The sequence below is a fragment of the Streptococcus sp. SN3 genome (assembly GCF_030439905.1).
Genome location: NZ_JAQFJF010000002.1, coordinates 579,860 through 596,530, shown reverse-complemented (window position 1 = coordinate 596,530; position 16,671 = coordinate 579,860). Strand labels below are relative to the sequence as shown.

At 43.8% G+C, this 16,671-nt stretch carries 14 protein-coding genes and 12 tRNA genes; 22 read left to right on the top strand and 4 right to left on the bottom strand.

Translation table 11 applies throughout. The annotated features are described in order from the left end of the window. Window positions 1-49 precede the first annotated feature (49 nt). The 20 genes from PCY71_RS06905 to PCY71_RS06810 all read left to right on the top strand — a co-directional run bounded on the left by PCY71_RS06905 (window position 50) and on the right by PCY71_RS06810 (window position 8,677). Window positions 50-122, top strand: a tRNA-Val gene (locus PCY71_RS06905). Between the two features lie 7 nt (window positions 123-129). Then, window positions 130-200 (top strand) — tRNA-Gly (locus PCY71_RS06900). A gap of 33 nt (window positions 201-233) precedes the next feature. Then, window positions 234-307 (top strand) — tRNA-Ile (locus tag PCY71_RS06895). A 15-nt stretch (window positions 308-322) separates the two neighbouring features. Then, window positions 323-394: transfer RNA gene (locus PCY71_RS06890), tRNA-Glu, on the top strand. A gap of 7 nt (window positions 395-401) precedes the next feature. Continuing rightward, window positions 402-491, top strand: a tRNA-Ser gene (locus PCY71_RS06885). 19 nt (window positions 492-510) lie between these two features. After that, window positions 511-584, top strand: a tRNA-Met gene (locus PCY71_RS06880). Window positions 585-589: 5 nt separating this feature from the next. Then, window positions 590-662: transfer RNA gene (locus PCY71_RS06875), tRNA-Phe, on the top strand. 13 nt (window positions 663-675) lie between these two features. Continuing rightward, window positions 676-756: transfer RNA gene (locus PCY71_RS06870), tRNA-Tyr, on the top strand. Window positions 757-764: 8 nt separating this feature from the next. Continuing rightward, window positions 765-835 (top strand) — tRNA-Trp (locus tag PCY71_RS06865). Between the two features lie 10 nt (window positions 836-845). After that, window positions 846-918 (top strand) — tRNA-His (locus tag PCY71_RS06860). 13 nt (window positions 919-931) lie between these two features. Continuing rightward, window positions 932-1,003: transfer RNA gene (locus PCY71_RS06855), tRNA-Gln, on the top strand. 12 nt (window positions 1,004-1,015) lie between these two features. After that, window positions 1,016-1,099, top strand: a tRNA-Leu gene (locus PCY71_RS06850). Between the two features lie 352 nt (window positions 1,100-1,451). Further along, the gene (locus PCY71_RS06845) at window positions 1,452-1,895 is read left to right on the top strand and encodes a zinc-dependent MarR family transcriptional regulator (RefSeq protein ID WP_002896843.1); all 444 of its coding nucleotides are present in this window, start codon (window positions 1,452-1,454) and stop codon (window positions 1,893-1,895) included. Then, window positions 1,892-2,602: a metal ABC transporter ATP-binding protein gene (locus PCY71_RS06840; RefSeq protein WP_002910880.1), complete on the top strand. Its 711-nt coding sequence runs from the start codon at window positions 1,892-1,894 to the stop codon at window positions 2,600-2,602. Before PCY71_RS06845 ends, PCY71_RS06840 begins: the two co-directional genes overlap by 4 nt. Next, a complete protein-coding gene (locus tag PCY71_RS06835) occupies window positions 2,595-3,401 on the top strand; it encodes a metal ABC transporter permease (protein ID WP_002910879.1) in 807 nt (268 codons plus the stop codon). Before PCY71_RS06840 ends, PCY71_RS06835 begins: the two co-directional genes overlap by 8 nt. Before the next feature lie 9 nt (window positions 3,402-3,410). Beyond that, entirely contained in the window at window positions 3,411-4,913 is a 1,503-nt protein-coding gene (locus tag PCY71_RS06830; protein WP_048771908.1) for a zinc ABC transporter substrate-binding protein AdcA, read from the top strand. Between the two features lie 148 nt (window positions 4,914-5,061). Then, window positions 5,062-5,505, top strand: a complete 444-nt coding sequence (locus PCY71_RS06825) for a CopY/TcrY family copper transport repressor (RefSeq protein ID WP_002910877.1) — start codon at window positions 5,062-5,064, stop codon at window positions 5,503-5,505. Then, window positions 5,505-7,766 (top strand): heavy metal translocating P-type ATPase, encoded by a 2,262-nt coding sequence (locus PCY71_RS06820; RefSeq protein ID WP_002910876.1) that lies wholly within the window; start codon window positions 5,505-5,507, stop codon window positions 7,764-7,766. The genes PCY71_RS06825 and PCY71_RS06820 overlap by 1 nt, the downstream gene beginning before the upstream one ends. A gap of 4 nt (window positions 7,767-7,770) precedes the next feature. Next, window positions 7,771-7,989 carry a heavy-metal-associated domain-containing protein gene (locus PCY71_RS06815; protein ID WP_002910875.1) on the top strand — a complete coding sequence of 73 codons (219 nt, stop codon included), beginning with the start codon at window positions 7,771-7,773 and terminating at the stop codon, window positions 7,987-7,989. An 85-nt stretch (window positions 7,990-8,074) separates the two neighbouring features. Further along, entirely contained in the window at window positions 8,075-8,677 is a 603-nt protein-coding gene (locus PCY71_RS06810) for a DUF6287 domain-containing protein (RefSeq protein ID WP_002910874.1), read from the top strand. Window positions 8,678-8,818: 141 nt separating this feature from the next. On the opposite strand, the gene PCY71_RS06805 is transcribed toward PCY71_RS06810, so the two are convergent. Further along, window positions 8,819-9,391 (bottom strand): TetR/AcrR family transcriptional regulator, encoded by a 573-nt coding sequence (locus PCY71_RS06805; RefSeq protein ID WP_002896832.1) that lies wholly within the window; start codon window positions 9,389-9,391, stop codon window positions 8,819-8,821. A 212-nt stretch (window positions 9,392-9,603) separates the two neighbouring features. Beyond that, window positions 9,604-10,206, bottom strand: coding sequence for a TetR/AcrR family transcriptional regulator (locus PCY71_RS06800; protein ID WP_002896831.1), 603 nt, complete (start codon window positions 10,204-10,206; stop codon window positions 9,604-9,606). A 355-nt stretch (window positions 10,207-10,561) separates the two neighbouring features. On the opposite strand from PCY71_RS06800, the gene PCY71_RS06795 reads away from it, so the two are divergent. After that, window positions 10,562-12,955, top strand: coding sequence for an SIALI-17 repeat-containing surface protein (locus PCY71_RS06795; RefSeq protein ID WP_048771917.1), 2,394 nt, complete (start codon window positions 10,562-10,564; stop codon window positions 12,953-12,955). Window positions 12,956-13,133: 178 nt separating this feature from the next. Beyond that, window positions 13,134-14,264 carry an ABC transporter ATP-binding protein gene (locus tag PCY71_RS06790; RefSeq protein ID WP_002910867.1) on the top strand — a complete coding sequence of 377 codons (1,131 nt, stop codon included), beginning with the start codon at window positions 13,134-13,136 and terminating at the stop codon, window positions 14,262-14,264. Between the two features lie 83 nt (window positions 14,265-14,347). Here the strand turns inward: PCY71_RS06790 and PCY71_RS06785 are convergent, their stop codons facing one another. After that, a complete protein-coding gene (locus PCY71_RS06785) occupies window positions 14,348-15,196 on the bottom strand; it encodes a putative RNA methyltransferase (RefSeq protein WP_002910866.1) in 849 nt (282 codons plus the stop codon). Window positions 15,197-15,289: 93 nt separating this feature from the next. Beyond that, the gene (gene tyrS, locus PCY71_RS06780) at window positions 15,290-16,546 is read right to left on the bottom strand and encodes a tyrosine--tRNA ligase (RefSeq protein ID WP_032912553.1); all 1,257 of its coding nucleotides are present in this window, start codon (window positions 16,544-16,546) and stop codon (window positions 15,290-15,292) included. Window positions 16,547-16,671 lie beyond the last annotated feature (125 nt).

Sequence of the window (16,671 nt, the reverse complement as noted above, 5' to 3'; positions counted from 1 at the left end):
GAAGTAGTTGGGGGTTGCCCCCTGTGAGATATGGTAGTCGCTTAGCGAAGGGAGTTTAGCTCAGCTGGGAGAGCATCTGCCTTACAAGCAGAGGGTCAGCGGTTCGATCCCGTTAACTCCCATATTCAAGCGGGTGTAGTTTAGTGGTAAAACTACAGCCTTCCAAGCTGTTGTCGCGAGTTCGATTCTCGTCACCCGCTTTGAACGATAGTTCATACCAAGTTTTCAAACTTGGGCGCGTAGCTCAGGTGGTTAGAGCGCACGCCTGATAAGCGTGAGGTCGGTGGTTCGAGTCCACTCGTGCCCATTTTAATAATATTATGGTCCGTTGGTCAAGGGGTTAAGACACCGCCTTTTCACGGCGGTAACACGGGTTCGAATCCCGTACGGACTATATATTTGGAGGATTACCCAAGTCCGGCTGAAGGGAACGGTCTTGAAAACCGTCAGGCGTGTAAAAGCGTGCGTGGGTTCGAATCCCACATCCTCCTTAGGGACAAATAGTATTGACGCGGGATGGAGCAGCTAGGTAGCTCGTCGGGCTCATAACCCGAAGGTCGTAGGTTCAAATCCTGCTCCCGCAATAATTGGCTCGGTAGCTCAGTTGGTAGAGCAATGGATTGAAGCTCCATGTGTCGGCGGTTCGATTCCGTCTCGCGCCATAAATTTATAATCGGAAGGGTAGCGAAGAGGCTAAACGCGGCGGACTGTAAATCCGCTCCTTCGGGTTCGGGGGTTCGAATCCCTCCCCTTCCATAACCTTTACGGGCATAGTTTAAAGGTAGAACTAAGGTCTCCAAAACCTTCAGTGTGGGTTCAATTCCTACTGCCCGTGTTTAAATATGGCGGGTGTGGTGAAGTGGTTAACACACCAGATTGTGGCTCTGGCATGCGTGGGTTCGATCCCCATCACTCGCCTATTTATTATTATTGGGGTATCGCCAAGCGGTAAGGCAAGGGACTTTGACTCCCTCATGCGTTGGTTCGAATCCAGCTACCCCAGTTAAAAACTTGAGCCGGCGTGGCGGAATTGGCAGACGCGCTGGACTCAAAATCCAGTGTCCGCAAGGACGTGCCGGTTCGACCCCGGCCGCCGGTATAGCTTAAGTTTAGCGGAGTATTTTTACTTCGTTTTTTTGTTTTCTCTTTAGTAATTATTTGCAAGCTAATGCGGAAGATTGACTCATGATTTTACTTGTAAATCCACACTCAACTAATGTAATGGACTCACCATCAAATTGTTTATAGAATCTAGAATGCTAATAAGAGGCAGCTTAGTTTGTTGCTTTTCATTCTATGATTGAGTTTTATTTAGGACTTAAGAATCTAATTGTATGATTAAATATTTTTTGTGAAAAGCATTTTACTTTTACTGAAAATTCTTGACTCTTTTCTTTTTTGTGGTATAATTAACCAGTAAAGCTTTAACTGGTTAAGAGAAGGAGGAGGAAATGACTCATTTAGCAGATAAGATCGATCAATTTTTAAATGAAGTTATTTTGAAGGCAGAAAATCAGCATGAGATTCTGATTGGTTCTTGCACGAGTGATGTGCCTTTAACTAATACGCAGGAGCATATTTTGATGCTTTTGTCTGAGGAATCCTTGACAAATTCTGATTTGGCAAAAAAACTGAATGTGAGTCAAGCTGCTGTGACCAAGGCTGTGAAATCCTTGGTTCGGCAAGAGATGCTGCAAGCCTTTAAAGATAAGAGAGATGCACGGGTTACCTTTTACCGTTTGACTGAGTTAGCTCAGCCGATTGCAAAGGAACATCAGCATCATCACGCACATACTTTGGAGACGTATCAAAAATTGGCTGAGCAGTTTTCTGCTAGTGAACAGGCGACAATTTCGAAGTTCTTGGAAGCCTTGGTGGGAGAGATTGGTAAATGAGATATATCACAGTCGATAATCTTTCCTTTTACTATGACAAGGAGCCTGTGCTGGAGCATATTCATTATTTTCTAGACAGTGGGGAGTTTGTAACTTTGACGGGGGAAAATGGAGCTGCTAAGACGACTCTTATAAAGGCTAGTTTGGGTATTTTGCAACCTAAGTATGGGGAAGTGAAGATTTCCAAGACTAATGTGCAAGGCAAGAAACTGCGGATTGCATATCTACCTCAGCAGATTGCTAGTTTTAATGCAGGTTTCCCTAGTACGGTATATGAGTTTGTCAAGTCGGGACGTTATCCGCGTAAGGGTTGGTTTCGTCGTTTGAATGAGCATGATGAAGAGCATATCAAGGCTAGTCTGGAGTCAGTTGGAATGTGGGAACATCGGGATAAGAGGATTGGTTCTCTCTCTGGCGGGCAAAAGCAGAGGGCTGTGATTGCTCGGATGTTTGCTTCGGATCCGAATATTTTTGTCCTTGATGAGCCGACAACAGGGATGGATGCAGGCAGCAAGGATGAATTTTACAAGCTCATGCACCATAGTGCTCATCAGCATGGGAAAGCTGTCTTGATGATTACACACGATCCGGAAGAAGTTCGTAAATATGCTGACCGCAATATTCATCTGGTCCGTAATCAGGACTCACCTTGGCGCTGTTTCAATGTGCATGAAAGCGACAATGGACAGGAGGTGAGCCATGCTTAATCTATTTTCCTATGATTTTATGCAACGAGCCTTCTTAGCAGTTATTGCCATGAGCCTCTTCTCACCGATTCTGGGGACTTTTCTGATTTTACGTCGGCAGAGCCTTATGAGTGATACGCTCAGTCACGTTTCGCTGGCAGGTGTAGCTTTTGGATTGGTTCTTGGACTATCGCCCACTCTCACAACGGTGCTTGTCGTCATTGTTGCAGCGGTCTTTTTGGAGTATCTGCGGACTATCTATAAGAATTTCATGGAAATCGGAACGGCCATTCTCATGTCAACTGGCTTAGCTATTTCCTTGATTGTTATGAGTAAAGGCAAGAGTTCTAGCTCGATGAGTCTGGACCAGTATCTATTTGGATCCATTGTGACTATCAGTAGGGAGCAGGTGATTTCTCTCTTTGTCATTGCTGCTGTGGTGCTTGTCTTGACCTTCCTCTTCATTCGCCCCATGTACATCTTGACCTTTGATGAGGATACGGCCTTTGTCGATGGGCTGCCTGTGCGGACCATGTCTATTCTCTTCAATATCGTGACGGGTGTTGCGATTGCCCTCATGATTCCGGCTGCGGGAGCCTTGCTGGTTTCGACCATTATGGTCTTGCCGGCCAGTATTGCCCTGCGGATTGGGAAAAATTTCAAGTCGGTCATTTTGCTGGCAAATGCCATTGGTTTCTTTGGTATGATTGCCGGACTTTATATTTCTTACTATGCAGAGACGCCAGCTAGCGCTAGCATTACGATTATCTTCGTCAGCTTGTTCTTGCTGGTCAATCTGGTCAAAAAATTTATGAAATAGGAGCAGAAAATGAAAAAAATTAGCTTACTATTAGCAGGTTTACTGAGTATTTTCTTAGTAGCTTGTTCCAATCAAAAAAATGCAGATGGCAAGCTCAATATTGTCACGACTTTTTATCCTGTTTATGAGTTTACCAAGCAGGTGGCTGGAGATGAGGCCAATGTTGAACTTCTAATCGGGGCAGGTACAGAGCCGCATGATTATGAGCCTTCAGCTAAGGCAGTTGCGACGATTCAGGATGCAGATGCCTTTGTCTATGAAAATGAAAACATGGAGACTTGGGTTCCAGATTTGCTAAAAAACTTGAAAAATAAGGAAGAAAAGGTTATCAAGGCGACTGGAAATATGCTCTTGCTGCCTGGTGGTGAAGAGGAAGAAGACCATGACCATGGTGAAGAGGGACATCATCATGCCTATGATCCCCATGTCTGGCTGTCACCGAAGCGAGCTATTAAAATGGTGGAGAACATCCGTGATAGCTTGAGCAAGTCTTATCCTGACAAGAAAGCGGCTTTTGAGAAAAATGCAGCGGCTTATATCAAGAAGCTGGAAGCCTTGGACAAGGAATATGAAGATGGTTTGGCCAATGCCAAGCAAAAGAGCTTTGTTACTCAGCACGCAGCCTTTAACTATCTGGCATTGGACTATGATTTGAAGCAGGTGCCAATTTCTGGCCTTTCACCAGACAGTGAGCCATCCGCTTCACGCTTGGCTGAATTGACCGAGTATATCAAGAAAAATAAAATCAAGTATATCTACTTTGAAGAGAATGCCTCTCAGGCTCTGGCTTCTACTCTGGCTAAGGAAACAGGGGTAGAACTTGATGTCCTGAATCCGCTGGAAAGCTTGACCGAGGAGCAGACCAAGGATGGGGCAGACTATGTTTCTATCATGCAGGCCAATCTAAAGGCTCTCAAGAAGACAACTGACCAAGAGGGAGCGGAGATTGCAGCCGAGAAAGAAGAAGACGATAAGACAGTGCAAAACGGCTACTTTGAAGACAGTGCCGTCAAGGATCGGACCTTGTCTGATTATGCTGGCGAGTGGCAGTCTGTTTACCCTTATCTGAAAGACGGGACCTTGGACCAAGTCTTTGACTACAAGGCTAAGCTGACTGGAAAAATGACAGCAGCTGAATACAAGGACTACTATGACAAAGGCTACAAGACAGATGTTTCCAATATCAATATCACAGACAAGACTATGGAATTTGTGGTAGATGGAAAATCCAAGAAATATACGTATAAATACGTTGGCAAGCACACTTTGACTTACTCTAAGGGAAATCGTGGAGTTCGCTTTATGTTTGAAGCGACAGACGCGGATGCTGGGGAGTACAAGTATGTTCAGTTTAGCGACCACAACATTGCACCGACCAAGGCGGCTCACTTCCATATCTTCTATGGTGGCGAAAGCCAGGAGGCACTCTTTGACGAGCTGGAAAACTGGCCAACCTACTATCCAAGTAAGTTGACTGGTCAAGAAATTGCTCAAGAGATGTTGGCGCATTAATATAAATAAAGTAAGAAGACGGGACTATCCCGCCTTCTTTTTTTGCATATCAGGAAATGACGATAAAAACACTTGACAAATCATGATTACAAATGTAAACTAATAAAGAGTTAGATTACAAATGTAAATGATAAGGGAGTGTTAAACAATGGAACAGCAAAATATTAGCCAAGCAGAATGGCAAGTGATGCGTGTGTTGTGGGCCTATCCACACAGTCGCAGTACAGAGATTATAGCTCGTTTGGAAGCCGATTTTTCCTGGAAACCGGCAACCATCAAGACTCTTTTGAATCGTCTGAAGACCAAAGAATTTATCGCTATGGAAAAGATCGAGGGTAAGTTTTACTATGATGCTCGGATTTTAGAAGCGGACCATCTGGAAAGTACTTGGCAGGCTCTTTTTGACAATATTTGTAACACTAAACATGGAGATCTTTTGATTTCGATGATTGAGAGAAGTCAGTTTAGTCAAGGAGACTTGGAGCGGCTCAGTCAGGTCATTGATAAGAAAAGAGCCTCGGCTCCTTTGGAAGTCAAATGCGACTGCTCTCAAGGCCAGTGTCGTTGCGGGCACGGAAGGGAGGCGCATTGATGAGCGAGAAGAAAGAATACAAGCTTTCAGGTATGACCTGCGCTGCCTGTGCTATGACGGTAGAGATGGCGGTCAAGGACTTGGAAACGGTCGAGGACGTCAGTGTCAATCTGGCGACAGAACGTCTCAGTTTGCTTCCTAAGGCGGGATTTGACAGCCAGCAAGTGCTGGATGCTGTAGCCGAGGCTGGTTATCAGGCTGAAGAAAAAGGAAAAAACAAGCCGTCTGACGTAAGCGAAGAAGCTGTGATTAAAGCTCAGAAATTGCAAAAAAAGAAACAAGAGTTACTGATTCTTTTGATTACGGCTCTGCCTTTGCTTTATATCTCTATGGGAAGTATGGTCGGTCTTCCTCTGCCTAGCTTCTTGGATCATATGACGCATCCCTTGGTCTTCGTTCTGTCACAACTACTTTTGACTCTGTCTGCTGTGTGGATTGGGCGTGGCTTCTATCAAAGAGGATTTCGCAATCTTATCAAGCAGCATCCCAATATGGATAGTTTGATTGCGGTGGGTACCAGCGCAGCATTTTTCTACAGTCTCTACTCGGTCAGTCAGGTTTTTCTAGGTCATCATGCCTTTGTTCATCAACTCTATTTTGAGTCGGTTGCAGTAATTATTAGCTTAGTTCTTCTGGGTAAATATCTGGAAAGTTCAGCAAAGGGTCGAACGTCTCAGGCAATTCAGTCTCTGCTTGAGCTAGTGCCTAGTCAGGCGACAGTGATTCGCTATGGTGAGGCTGTGACCATTGATACAGAGGACATCCGAGTTGGAGACATTATCCGTATCAAGCCAGGGGAGCGTATGCCGGTAGATGGCCTTGTGACGGAGGGACAGACCTTTGTGGATGAGTCCATGATGACTGGTGAAAGTGTCCCGATTGAAAAGAAGGTCGGCGATACCATTACTAGTGCAACAATCAATCAAAATGGTAGTATTGACTATCAAGCAACTAGGGTTGGTTCGGATACGACCTTAGCTCAGATTGTTAGATTGGTGGAGGAAGCGCAAGGGTCTAAGGCACCGATAGCGGCTTTGGCCGATAAGATTTCGCTTTATTTTGTTCCAATCGTGCTGAGCTTGGCTACTTTATCTGCATTTGGCTGGTATTTTCTGGCTGGTGAGAGTCTTAGCTTTTCACTGTCAATCTTTATCGCAGTTCTGGTCATTGCCTGCCCTTGTGCGCTGGGGTTAGCCACTCCGACAGCCATCATGGTTGGGACTGGTAAAGGGGCTGAAAATGGCATTCTGATTAAGTCTGGTCAAGCTTTGGAAGCAGCTTATCAGCTGGATACTATTGTTCTGGATAAGACTGGGACGATTACGGTTGGTAAGCCCAGTCTGACGGATTTGTTACCTTTAGGTGCTTTTAATCGCTCTGACTTGTTGCAGCTAATAGCCAGTGCTGAGCAGCATTCTGAGCATCCTTTGGCTCAGGCTATCTTAGAAGCTGCTGAAGAGGAGGGGCTTGACCTACTGCCTGTCAGTCATTTTGAGGCCATTGTTGGACGAGGCTTATCCGCTCAGGTTGAGGGCAGACAGCTTCTGGTGGGAAATGAGTCATTGATGAAAGAAAAGAACATTGACAGCAGTGCTTTTCAGGAACAGTTGTTAGAGCTTTCCCAAGAAGGGAAGACAGCCATGTTTGTCGCAGTAGATGGACAGCTGGCTGGTATTATAGCGGTAGCAGATGAGATGAAATCCAGCAGCCTGTCGGCGGTGCAGGAGCTCCAGTCTATGGGGCTAGAAGTCATCATGCTGACAGGAGATCGTGAAGAAACCGCGACAGCTATTGCCCAGAAAGCTGGAATCCCAAAAGTCATCGCAGGTGTATTGCCAGATGGGAAGGCCGCTGCTATCAAGGACTTACAGGAAGCTGGGAAAAAACTGGCTATGGTAGGAGACGGTATCAATGATGCGCCGGCTCTGGTCCAGGCAGATGTTGGAATTGCCATCGGCTCTGGCGCCGATGTGGCTATTGAGTCAGCAGATGTAGTGCTCATGCATAGTGATTTGCAGGATGTAGTCAAGGCTATCAAGCTCAGCCAAGCGACCATCCGCAACATCAAGGAAAATCTTTTCTGGGCCTTTGCCTACAATACACTAGGCATCCCGATTGCTATGGGGCTATTGCATCTTTTCGGCGGTCCCTTGCTCAATCCTATGCTGGCTGGTCTAGCCATGAGCTTGAGCTCAGTGTCGGTTGTCGTCAATGCTCTGCGTCTAGGACGCTTTAAAATGAAGAAATATACGGAGGAATGAATCTATGAAACAAACAGTTCAATTAGAAAACTTATCTTGTCAAAATTGTGTCAAACACGTCACCCAGCACTTCCTATCTATGGAGGGAGTGTCAGATGTGGTTGTGGACTTAGAAAAGCAGACAGCCCAAGTCACGACTGATAAGCCTTATGGTGCATCTGATTATGAAGCGGCTCTGGCAAAAACAATCTACAGGGTTCTGGATGTGGCAGAAGCTGAATGAATAAAGTCAGTAGCTTTGCGCCCGCCCAGCTGCTAGAATTCTTCTTGTAAAAAGCGATAAAATAATCTATAATGTTACTAATCACATGATTTATCTTACCGTGAGAAAGAGGAGAAAAATGAAGAAAAAAGCTTTACCTTTTTTACTAGCAGGAGCTGCTTTATTAGCTATGACAGCTTGCTCAAGGGGCAGTGCTACGAATCAATCAGAGACGCCTACTAGCAGTACGGGCTCGGTAACAAGTTCTGTGGAGCAGGCATCCAGTCAATCAACTGCAGCAGCATCTTCAGCGGCTAGCAACACTAGCTCAGAGAGTGCGAGCACAGAAAAAACCAAGGAAAAGAAGGAAGCGATGGACATTTCAGCACTTGCAAATGGTAATTATACCAGCGTTAAAGGAACCTGGCAGGATGCTTCTGGCAACCAGCTTGTTTTTGATGAAAAGGGCTTGGTTTCAAGTGGTTATGAATTGTATGGAGCTTCTCTGACAGACTATGGTACTGCTGCTGGCGGTGTCTACGGCGGAGAAAGCGGAGGTTTTCTGATTGAGTTTCTTCCCAAGGGAGTTAAGGTCGCAGACAAGGAAAACTTTACAGACAACTCCGATGCTGGCCAAGACAGAATCTGGACAGGTGTTGGCCTGAATAGCTTTGACGAGCAAGGCAGCTTCTATTATCGTGTAGATTAAACGAAGCTTGTCTTTTGATGTTAAAATCTATATAGTTGATGAGAGCAGAAAAACATCTGCTCTTTTTCTTTGGGAGAGTAAGAAATTTTGCCGACAAAAAAGCCTGCCTAAATTAGGCGGGCTTCATAATTTTGAGTTGAATTAGGATTCACTGTGAGGTGTTATAAACTGATCCATAGGGGTTGAAATCACATTCAGGAAGAGCTTGGCGAAATCCTCTGCTGGCATAGGATCTTCTTTGATAATCCAAATTTCAATGAGGGAGTTAATCCATCTAACAACAATTTCCGTAGCCATTTCTTTTGGAATTCCCAATTTTTTAGAGTCAATTTCTAAATTTTGCACGACCCACTGAGTGAAGAAGGTAGATAGATAGTCACTCCAGAAAGGATCGATAGCTGTAGTATAGAGCACCTTCATCCATTTCCTATGTTCATAGAGAGTAGGAATCATATGTTGGGCAAAGAAGCAGAATGGATTTTCTCCATTTCCTTCTTCGTAGCTTTCATACAGGGGCAAAAACGGAGTCATAATTGTTTGGCGGATGTATTGGATAATGTCTTCAACATTGCTAAAATGCTTTTTATAGATAGCCTGGCGCGATAGACCAGCTTGTTTTGCAATCTCTGAAAAAGTAAAATAAGACTTTTCAGGGTTTTGCTCTGCCAGCTCAATTAAGGCATTGACGACTTTGTCTCGAGTATCTTGGGGCATAAGTACCTTCCTTCTTTTTTATTAAGTTCTTGCTGGTTTGTCTAAAAACAGAGCAAATTCCAACAAAATAGTTTACCGCTTGTCAACTAAAATGATAACACTTTATAGAGGAAATGTCCAATTATTTTTAAAATTTAATATAAAAATATTAAAAAACCAGTCTTACCTTACAAGGACCGGTTCTGTCATTTCTCTGTTTTTCTTCTAGTTGGTTATGCGATAACAATTTTATTTGAAGGACCAGCTGGACTATCATAGGCAGCAAAGCTGGTTAGGGGTGAAGATACAAGGTTGAGAAATGTCTTAGAGAACTGCTTGCAAGGAACGGGGTCATCCTGAGTGATCCAATTCTCAATAAGAGAACTAATCCAGCCGGCCAGCAGTTGATTGGCCAGGTCTTCAGGAATACCTAATTTTTGGTGGTCAAGATTTAAATTCTGCTCGATCCAGTCCTTGTAACTGGCAGTAATAAAATCGCTCCACAAGGGATCGACAGAACTAGTATATAATATTTTAATGCGTTGGCGTTGCTCATAAATAGCGGGAAGAATCGTTTGAGCCAAAAAAGTGAAAGGATCTAAGTCCGCTTCAGCATTGTTGCTATTCCAGTTGGGGGCAAAGGCTTGCTTTACCATATCTTGGCGAATGTATTCGATAATTTCAGTAGTGTTATTAAAGTGTCGTTTGTAAATAGCTTGTCTTGACAAACCGGCTTCTTTAGCGATTTCTGTAAAGGTAAAACGCGACCTGTCTGGCTGTTTATCTGCTAATTCAAAAAATGCATCTAAAATCCTATCTCGTGTATTAAGAGCCATAATTTTATCCCTCCTATACCATTTTACTTTTTCTGTCTGAAATAAGCTAGAAAATAGCCCGGAATTTTTACTAAAAAAGTTTACACATTGTTAAATGGAAAAATTTTTAGTTTAATTTCTGGACATCATGTCTGTTTAAAAACTGGACGATTTCACAAAAATGTACATAAATCAAGCCGATAATTCTTTTATTTTAACAAGTTAATATGATAAAATAATAAAAAATCTTATCAGAAGTCAAATAGAAAGTGTAGTTTAAAGATTACCTAATCTGAAAGATTTATGGGAGGTTTGACTGGACTTTTTATTAAGGGTTACTGATCAGGAAAATAAAATATGTTCAGAGGAGAATAAAATGAAAAGAACAGAAAAAGTTTTGCGATATTCTATTCGGAAGTCAGTTTTAGGTGTTAGTTCAGTCCTTATTTGTGCTCTGTTTTTAGGTCACAGTATGGTGGCGGCAGATGAGGAGCGGCCAGTGGCAAATGCAGTAGAGACTCCGGTCGCTGCATCGCCAGTAAATCAGGATTTGACAACGGTCAGGGAGGCTGCTAATACAGAAGTAGGCACGTTTCTGGCTGAGAAAGTGACAGATCTTGGGAATAATCCAAATTTGTCAGCTGAGGAGCTTGCAGCAGCTAAGGAGGAAGTCAATCAAACAGCTGCAAAGGCTCAGAATGAAATTGCTGCAGCTGAGGATAAAGAAAGGATTGATCAAGCTAAGGAAGATGGATTGGCAGACATCAACTCTATCAATCCAGTCGGCAAAGATTTACTTCTAGATGAAATCCAAAATGGAAAAGCAGAGTTTGACAAACTTGTAGATAGTAGCGATTTACTGCTTGAGGAGCAAAAGAAAAGCTTCCAAGAGTCTGTAAGGAAGAAGGCAGCAGAGGCAGAAGATGCAATTCAGAAATTAGATGTTAATGCAACAACAGCTGAGCAAGCGGAAGTGATTCAAGAGCAAGCAGTAACCGAGGAAGATAAGTTTTTCAAATTTATAGCAAGTTCAACCGTAGATTTCACTCTGGCTGCCAAGTTAGCTGACTTGGAAGCAAATCCTAATCTTTCAGAAGCAGAAAAGAAAGCAGTTAGAGGCGAGATAGAGCAGGTGGTGGAAGCAGCCAAGAAGGCTATTGAAGGAGCAGATTCTCAGGAAGTCTATGACCAGGAAAAAGAAACAGCTATAGCCCGCTTAGCCAAGATTCACCCTATTGGCAAAGAGCAGTTCTTAAAAGAAATTCAGGAAGAAAAAACAGCTACTATCGAGGCTGTTGAGAAGAGTCAAAGTCTTTCTGTTGAGGAAAAAACTGCAGCTAAAAAGAAAATTGAAGATGCAGCAGCCATAGCTCAAAAAGCAATTGCAGCTTATAATGCTTGGGTTGAAAGTCCTGATGATGCCGAAAAAATTCAAGAACAGGTAGCGGCAGAGAAGCAAGGTTTGCTGAAAGCTACGACTGGACTGAAACTAGATCTTGCTCTGTCTGATAAGCTAACAGACTTACGGAGCAACCCGAATCTGTCAGATGCAGAACGGGCTACGGCTAAAGCTGAAGCGGAAGCAACTCTAGCAGATACGAAAACAGCGCTTGAAAAGGCTGATACCGAAGAAGAACTGGAGAGAATTGAGGAAGCTGGAATTGCTAGCTTGGACACGATTCATCCAGTTGGCAAAGATTTGGTTTTAGATGAGCTTGAAGAAGAAGTCGACAAACAGATTGAAGCAATTGAACATCATCAAACACTTTCAGAACTCGATAAAAAGCAAGCTAAAGAAAAGATTCTAGCAGTATTAAAGACGGTGACAGATGCGATTGCGCAGCTAGATGATAGTGTAGACAGTGCTGAAAAAGCAGAGAAGCTGCAGGAACAGATTGCTGCTGAGCAGACAAAAGCTCTTGAAAATCTAGAAGCGATTGTCAAGAATGCTGCTAAAGCTAAGACAGCTTCTTCTATTCCAAGTGATTCACCACAGGAAGATAGGCAAGAATTTAGTGGAGGCGTCAGCGACTCTGAGCCAGCAACAGCAACGGCGTCGAAATATGATTTGTCTAGCCATGAAGTTGGAACTCATCCCGATACAGCTCCACAGTCTTCAGTACAACCAGAATTCAGTGGCAATGTAAATGATTCAGAAGCACCAACAGCAACACGGCCTGAATTTAGTGGAGGCGTCAGCGACTCTGAGCCAGCAACGGCAACGGCGTCGGAATATGATTTGTCCAGCCATGAAGTTGGAACTCATCCCGATACAGCTCCGCAGTCTTCAGTACAACCAGAATTTAGTGGAAATGTAAATGATTCAGAAGGAGCAACAGTAACACGGCCTGAATTTACAGGAGGCGTCAATGATTCTGAGCCAACCATGGCAGAAAATAACGCCTATGATGCTGGCGTTCAGCCATCAGTCAGGAGTGCACATCCAGACAGCGCTCCTCAAATGGCGGCTCTTCCGGAATTTACCGGCGGTGTCAATGCTGCTGACGCGGCAGTAGCTGATGCTTTACCTGCTTACCAAGTAACTAGCGGTATTTTGCCAGCAGTTGATGGGACCAAATCAGTACAAGAGCAGTCTTCATCAGCTAAGGTCACCCAGCTAGCTCAGCTTAAAAACAAGGAAAGTAAGAGTGGTGCGTCAGTCTTGCCGCATACGGGTCAAGCTTCTAATGCTCTTTTCACAGTTGCAGGACTTATCAGCGCTTTAGGCGCAGCTGGATTGTCATTCCGTAGTAGAAAAAAAGAAGAATAAGTTTTAAAGAGGCCCAGTGGTCTCTTTTTTTGATGGAGAAAATTTTCAAAAATTATGCAAACGTTTTACTAAAAGTGCTTGAAAAAGTCAAAAAAAAACGATATAATGGACAATGTGAAAGCGCTTTGCAAACGAGAGCTTAAAATAAAATATTTTTATTCAAAAGAAGGGGCTTATTATGGTCGAATTAAATCTAAAAAATATCTATAAAAAATATCCCAACAGCGACCACTACTCAGTGGAAGACTTCAATTTAGATATCAAGGACAAGGAATTTATCGTCTTTGTTGGTCCGTCCGGTTGCGGAAAATCAACTACTCTGCGTATGATTGCGGGTCTTGAAGACATCACTGAAGGAACTGCTTCTATTGACGGTACAGTGGTCAATGATGTGGCGCCAAAAGATCGTGATATCGCTATGGTCTTCCAGAACTATGCCCTTTATCCGCATATGACTGTCTACGACAACATGGCTTTTGGTCTCAAGCTGCGCAAGTACAGCAAGGAAGATATTGAAAAACGGGTCAATGAAGCAGCAGAAATCTTGGGCTTGAAGGAATTCTTGCAGCGTAAGCCAGCTGATTTATCTGGTGGTCAGCGTCAGCGGGTAGCAATGGGACGCGCTATTGTTCGGGATGCAAAGGTTTTCCTTATGGATGAGCCTTTGTCTAACTTGGATGCTAAGCTACGTGTTTCTATGCGGGCAGAGATTGCCAAGATTCACCGTCGTATCGGGGCAACAACTATTTATGTTACCCACGACCAGACTGAAGCTATGACTCTGGCTGACCGGATTGTTATCATGTCAGCGACCAAGAATCCTGCTGGAACTGGAACGATTGGACGAGTGGAGCAGATTGGTACACCTCAAGAAGTCTATAACAACCCAGTTAATAAGTTCGTTGCCGGTTTCATCGGCAGCCCAGCTATGAACTTTATCCCAGTTAAGCTTGAAGGGAATGAGATTGTAGCAGAAGGTCTGCGCTTGACTGTGCCAGAAGGAGCTCTCAAGGTTCTGCGGGAGAAAAATTACGAGGGCAAGGAGCTGATCTTCGGTATTCGTCCGGAAGATATCAATGCGGAAGCTGCTTTCTTGGAAACTTTCCCGAATTCAGTTGTCCATGCTAAGATTTCTGTTTCAGAATTGCTGGGAGCAGAGTCTCACCTCTACTGCCAAGTGGGTTCTAGTGAGTTTGTAGCGCGTGTGGATTCACGGGATTACCTAGAAACTGGTGCAGGTATTGACCTAGGCTTTGACCTCAATAAAGCGCACTTCTTTGATCCAGAGACAGAGAAGACAGTCTATTAATCAGTTGATAAACAAATAACGCAGACAGGCTTGTCTGCGTTTTTAAAATGGCTGTTATAACAGCGTTTTTTACTGAAAGGAGCTTAGATTTTTTCTTGTTTTAGTTTTCCGATAAGAATCTCAGCTGAAATGGTGGCATGTGTAAGCTGCTCCCAATTGATTAGATTTTTTTCAACATGAAAGAGTAAAGGAGTCATCTGCAGTAGGGCAGTTTTCTCCTTAGAATGCAGGGCATGTGTGGATTCTACGGTTTTTCTGGATAGAATCGTAAAGTGCTTCTGGAAGTGCTGGATGATATCTTGATTAGAATAATCTTTCTTGTCCAGATATTGAGTAGCTTTTTGACGAATTTCTTTCAGATGACTTTCTGTCGGGATGACTTTAATGATAAGCCCCTCTTTTTTCAATACTCGTTGAAATTCATGATAGTTAGCTGGTGAGAAGATGTCCAGTAAGACATCCATGCTTTGATCCTGAACGGGTAAGTGTGCCAAATCCCCGACGAACCATTTTACAGCAAGGCTCTGATCACTTTTGGCAGCTAGTTGAATAGAATCTTTGGATAGATCAAAAGCGTAAATTTCTTTGTTGGGGAATTTTTCCTGAATTTTTCGAGCATAGTAGCCCTCTCCGCAAGCGACGTCTAGAATGGTCTGTTCTTTAGGCAGGGTCTGCAGCAGATCCTGCAACTCATCTAGAATATGCTGATAAAAGCCGGCTTCCAAGATGACTTTTCTATTTTGAAAGCTCGTTTTGTCATAGTCTCTAGCTTGTTTGACCTGGGGAGCTAGATTGACATAACCGAATTTGGCGATGTCGTAGGAATGGCGATTAAGACACTTGAGGCTGCTTTCTTCCATAGCCAAGCTTTGCTGGCAAAGTGGGCAGGCCAGAGCCGAAGCTTGGGCAAAGCGGGCGAGTTTTGGTTTCATGAGAACTCTCTTTCTATCTGTTTTTATAAAGTTGAATGTCCTTTCCTTGGTAAGACATAGAAAAATCCGATTCAGGTAATCGGATTTTTATCTTTAGTAGGTCAGGACAAAGTATTTCTTCTTACCGCGGCGGATAACTGTCAGCTCGTCTTCCAGTTTATCTGAGGCGCTAAGGACATAGTCTAAATCTTGGATGCGCTCGCCATTGAGGTAGATGGCACCGTTTTGGACATCCTCGCGGGCTTGACGTTTTGAGTTTACCACGCCGGCTGTCACAAGCAGTTCTACAATATTGAGGTTGTCTTCTGCTTGGACCTGATAGTTAGGCACACCGCGCAAACCTTGTTTGAGTTCCTTGACGGATAGGTTCTTGATATTTCCGGCAAAGAGCTGCTCAGTGATGTTGAGGGCTTCCTGGTAAGCTTCTTGACCGTGAACCAGACTGACCACTTCGCGAGCTAGGACTTTCTGAGCCAAGCGTTCGTGTGGTGCTGCTTCAAACTGCTGACGAATTTCTTCAATCTCATCCAAGGACAGGAAGGTGAAGATTTTCAGGAAGCGGATAGCATCTGCGTCCATGACATTCATCCAGAATTGATACATTTCGTAAGGAGAAGTCTTGTCAGGATTGAGCCAGACAGCATTGCCTTCTGACTTACCAAATTTTTTGCCAGTAGCATCAGTAATGAGCGGAACGGTTATCACATGGCCAGTCTTGTCAGCCTTGCGGCGCAGGAGTTCTGTACCTGCTGTCATATTGCCCCACTGGTCAGAACCACCGATTTGCAGGGTTACACTATGGTTTTGATTGAGGATATAGAAGTCATATCCTTGCATGATCTGGTAGGCGAATTCTGTATAGGAAATCCCTGTCTCAATCCGGCTCTTGACGGAATCTTTACTCATCATGTAGTTGACAGTGAAGTATTTGCCGACGTCACGCAGGAAGTCGATAAAGCTGATGCTGCTAAACCAGTCATAGTTGTTGACCATTTCGGCCTTATTATCACCCTTTTCAAAGTCCAGAAAACGAGAAAGCTGATCTTGGATGGATTTTACCCAGCCTTCTACCGTTTCTTTGGTTTGGAGACTGCGCTCTGCATCCTTAAAAGATGGATCGCCAATCAATCCAGTTGCTCCTCCAACCAGAGCGTAGGGTTTATGGCCAGCTAGTTGCAGGCGGCGGCTAGTCAGAATGGCTACCAAGTGGCCAAGGTGCAGACTGTCAGCGGTTGGATCGTATCCGGTATAATAAGAGACTTGTCCTTCTTCTAAGGCTTTGCGTAAAGCTGCTTCATCAGTGGTTTGGAATACCAAGCCACGTTCTTTTAGCTCATCAAAAATGTGCATCATGTCTCTCCTATTCTAAAAGCCAAGAAATTGGCTTATTTATATTTTAAATTTATGTTACTCTATTGTATCATAAAGCTTTTAAATAGCAATGATTCCTTGAAATAAATCATAGATATTTGGTA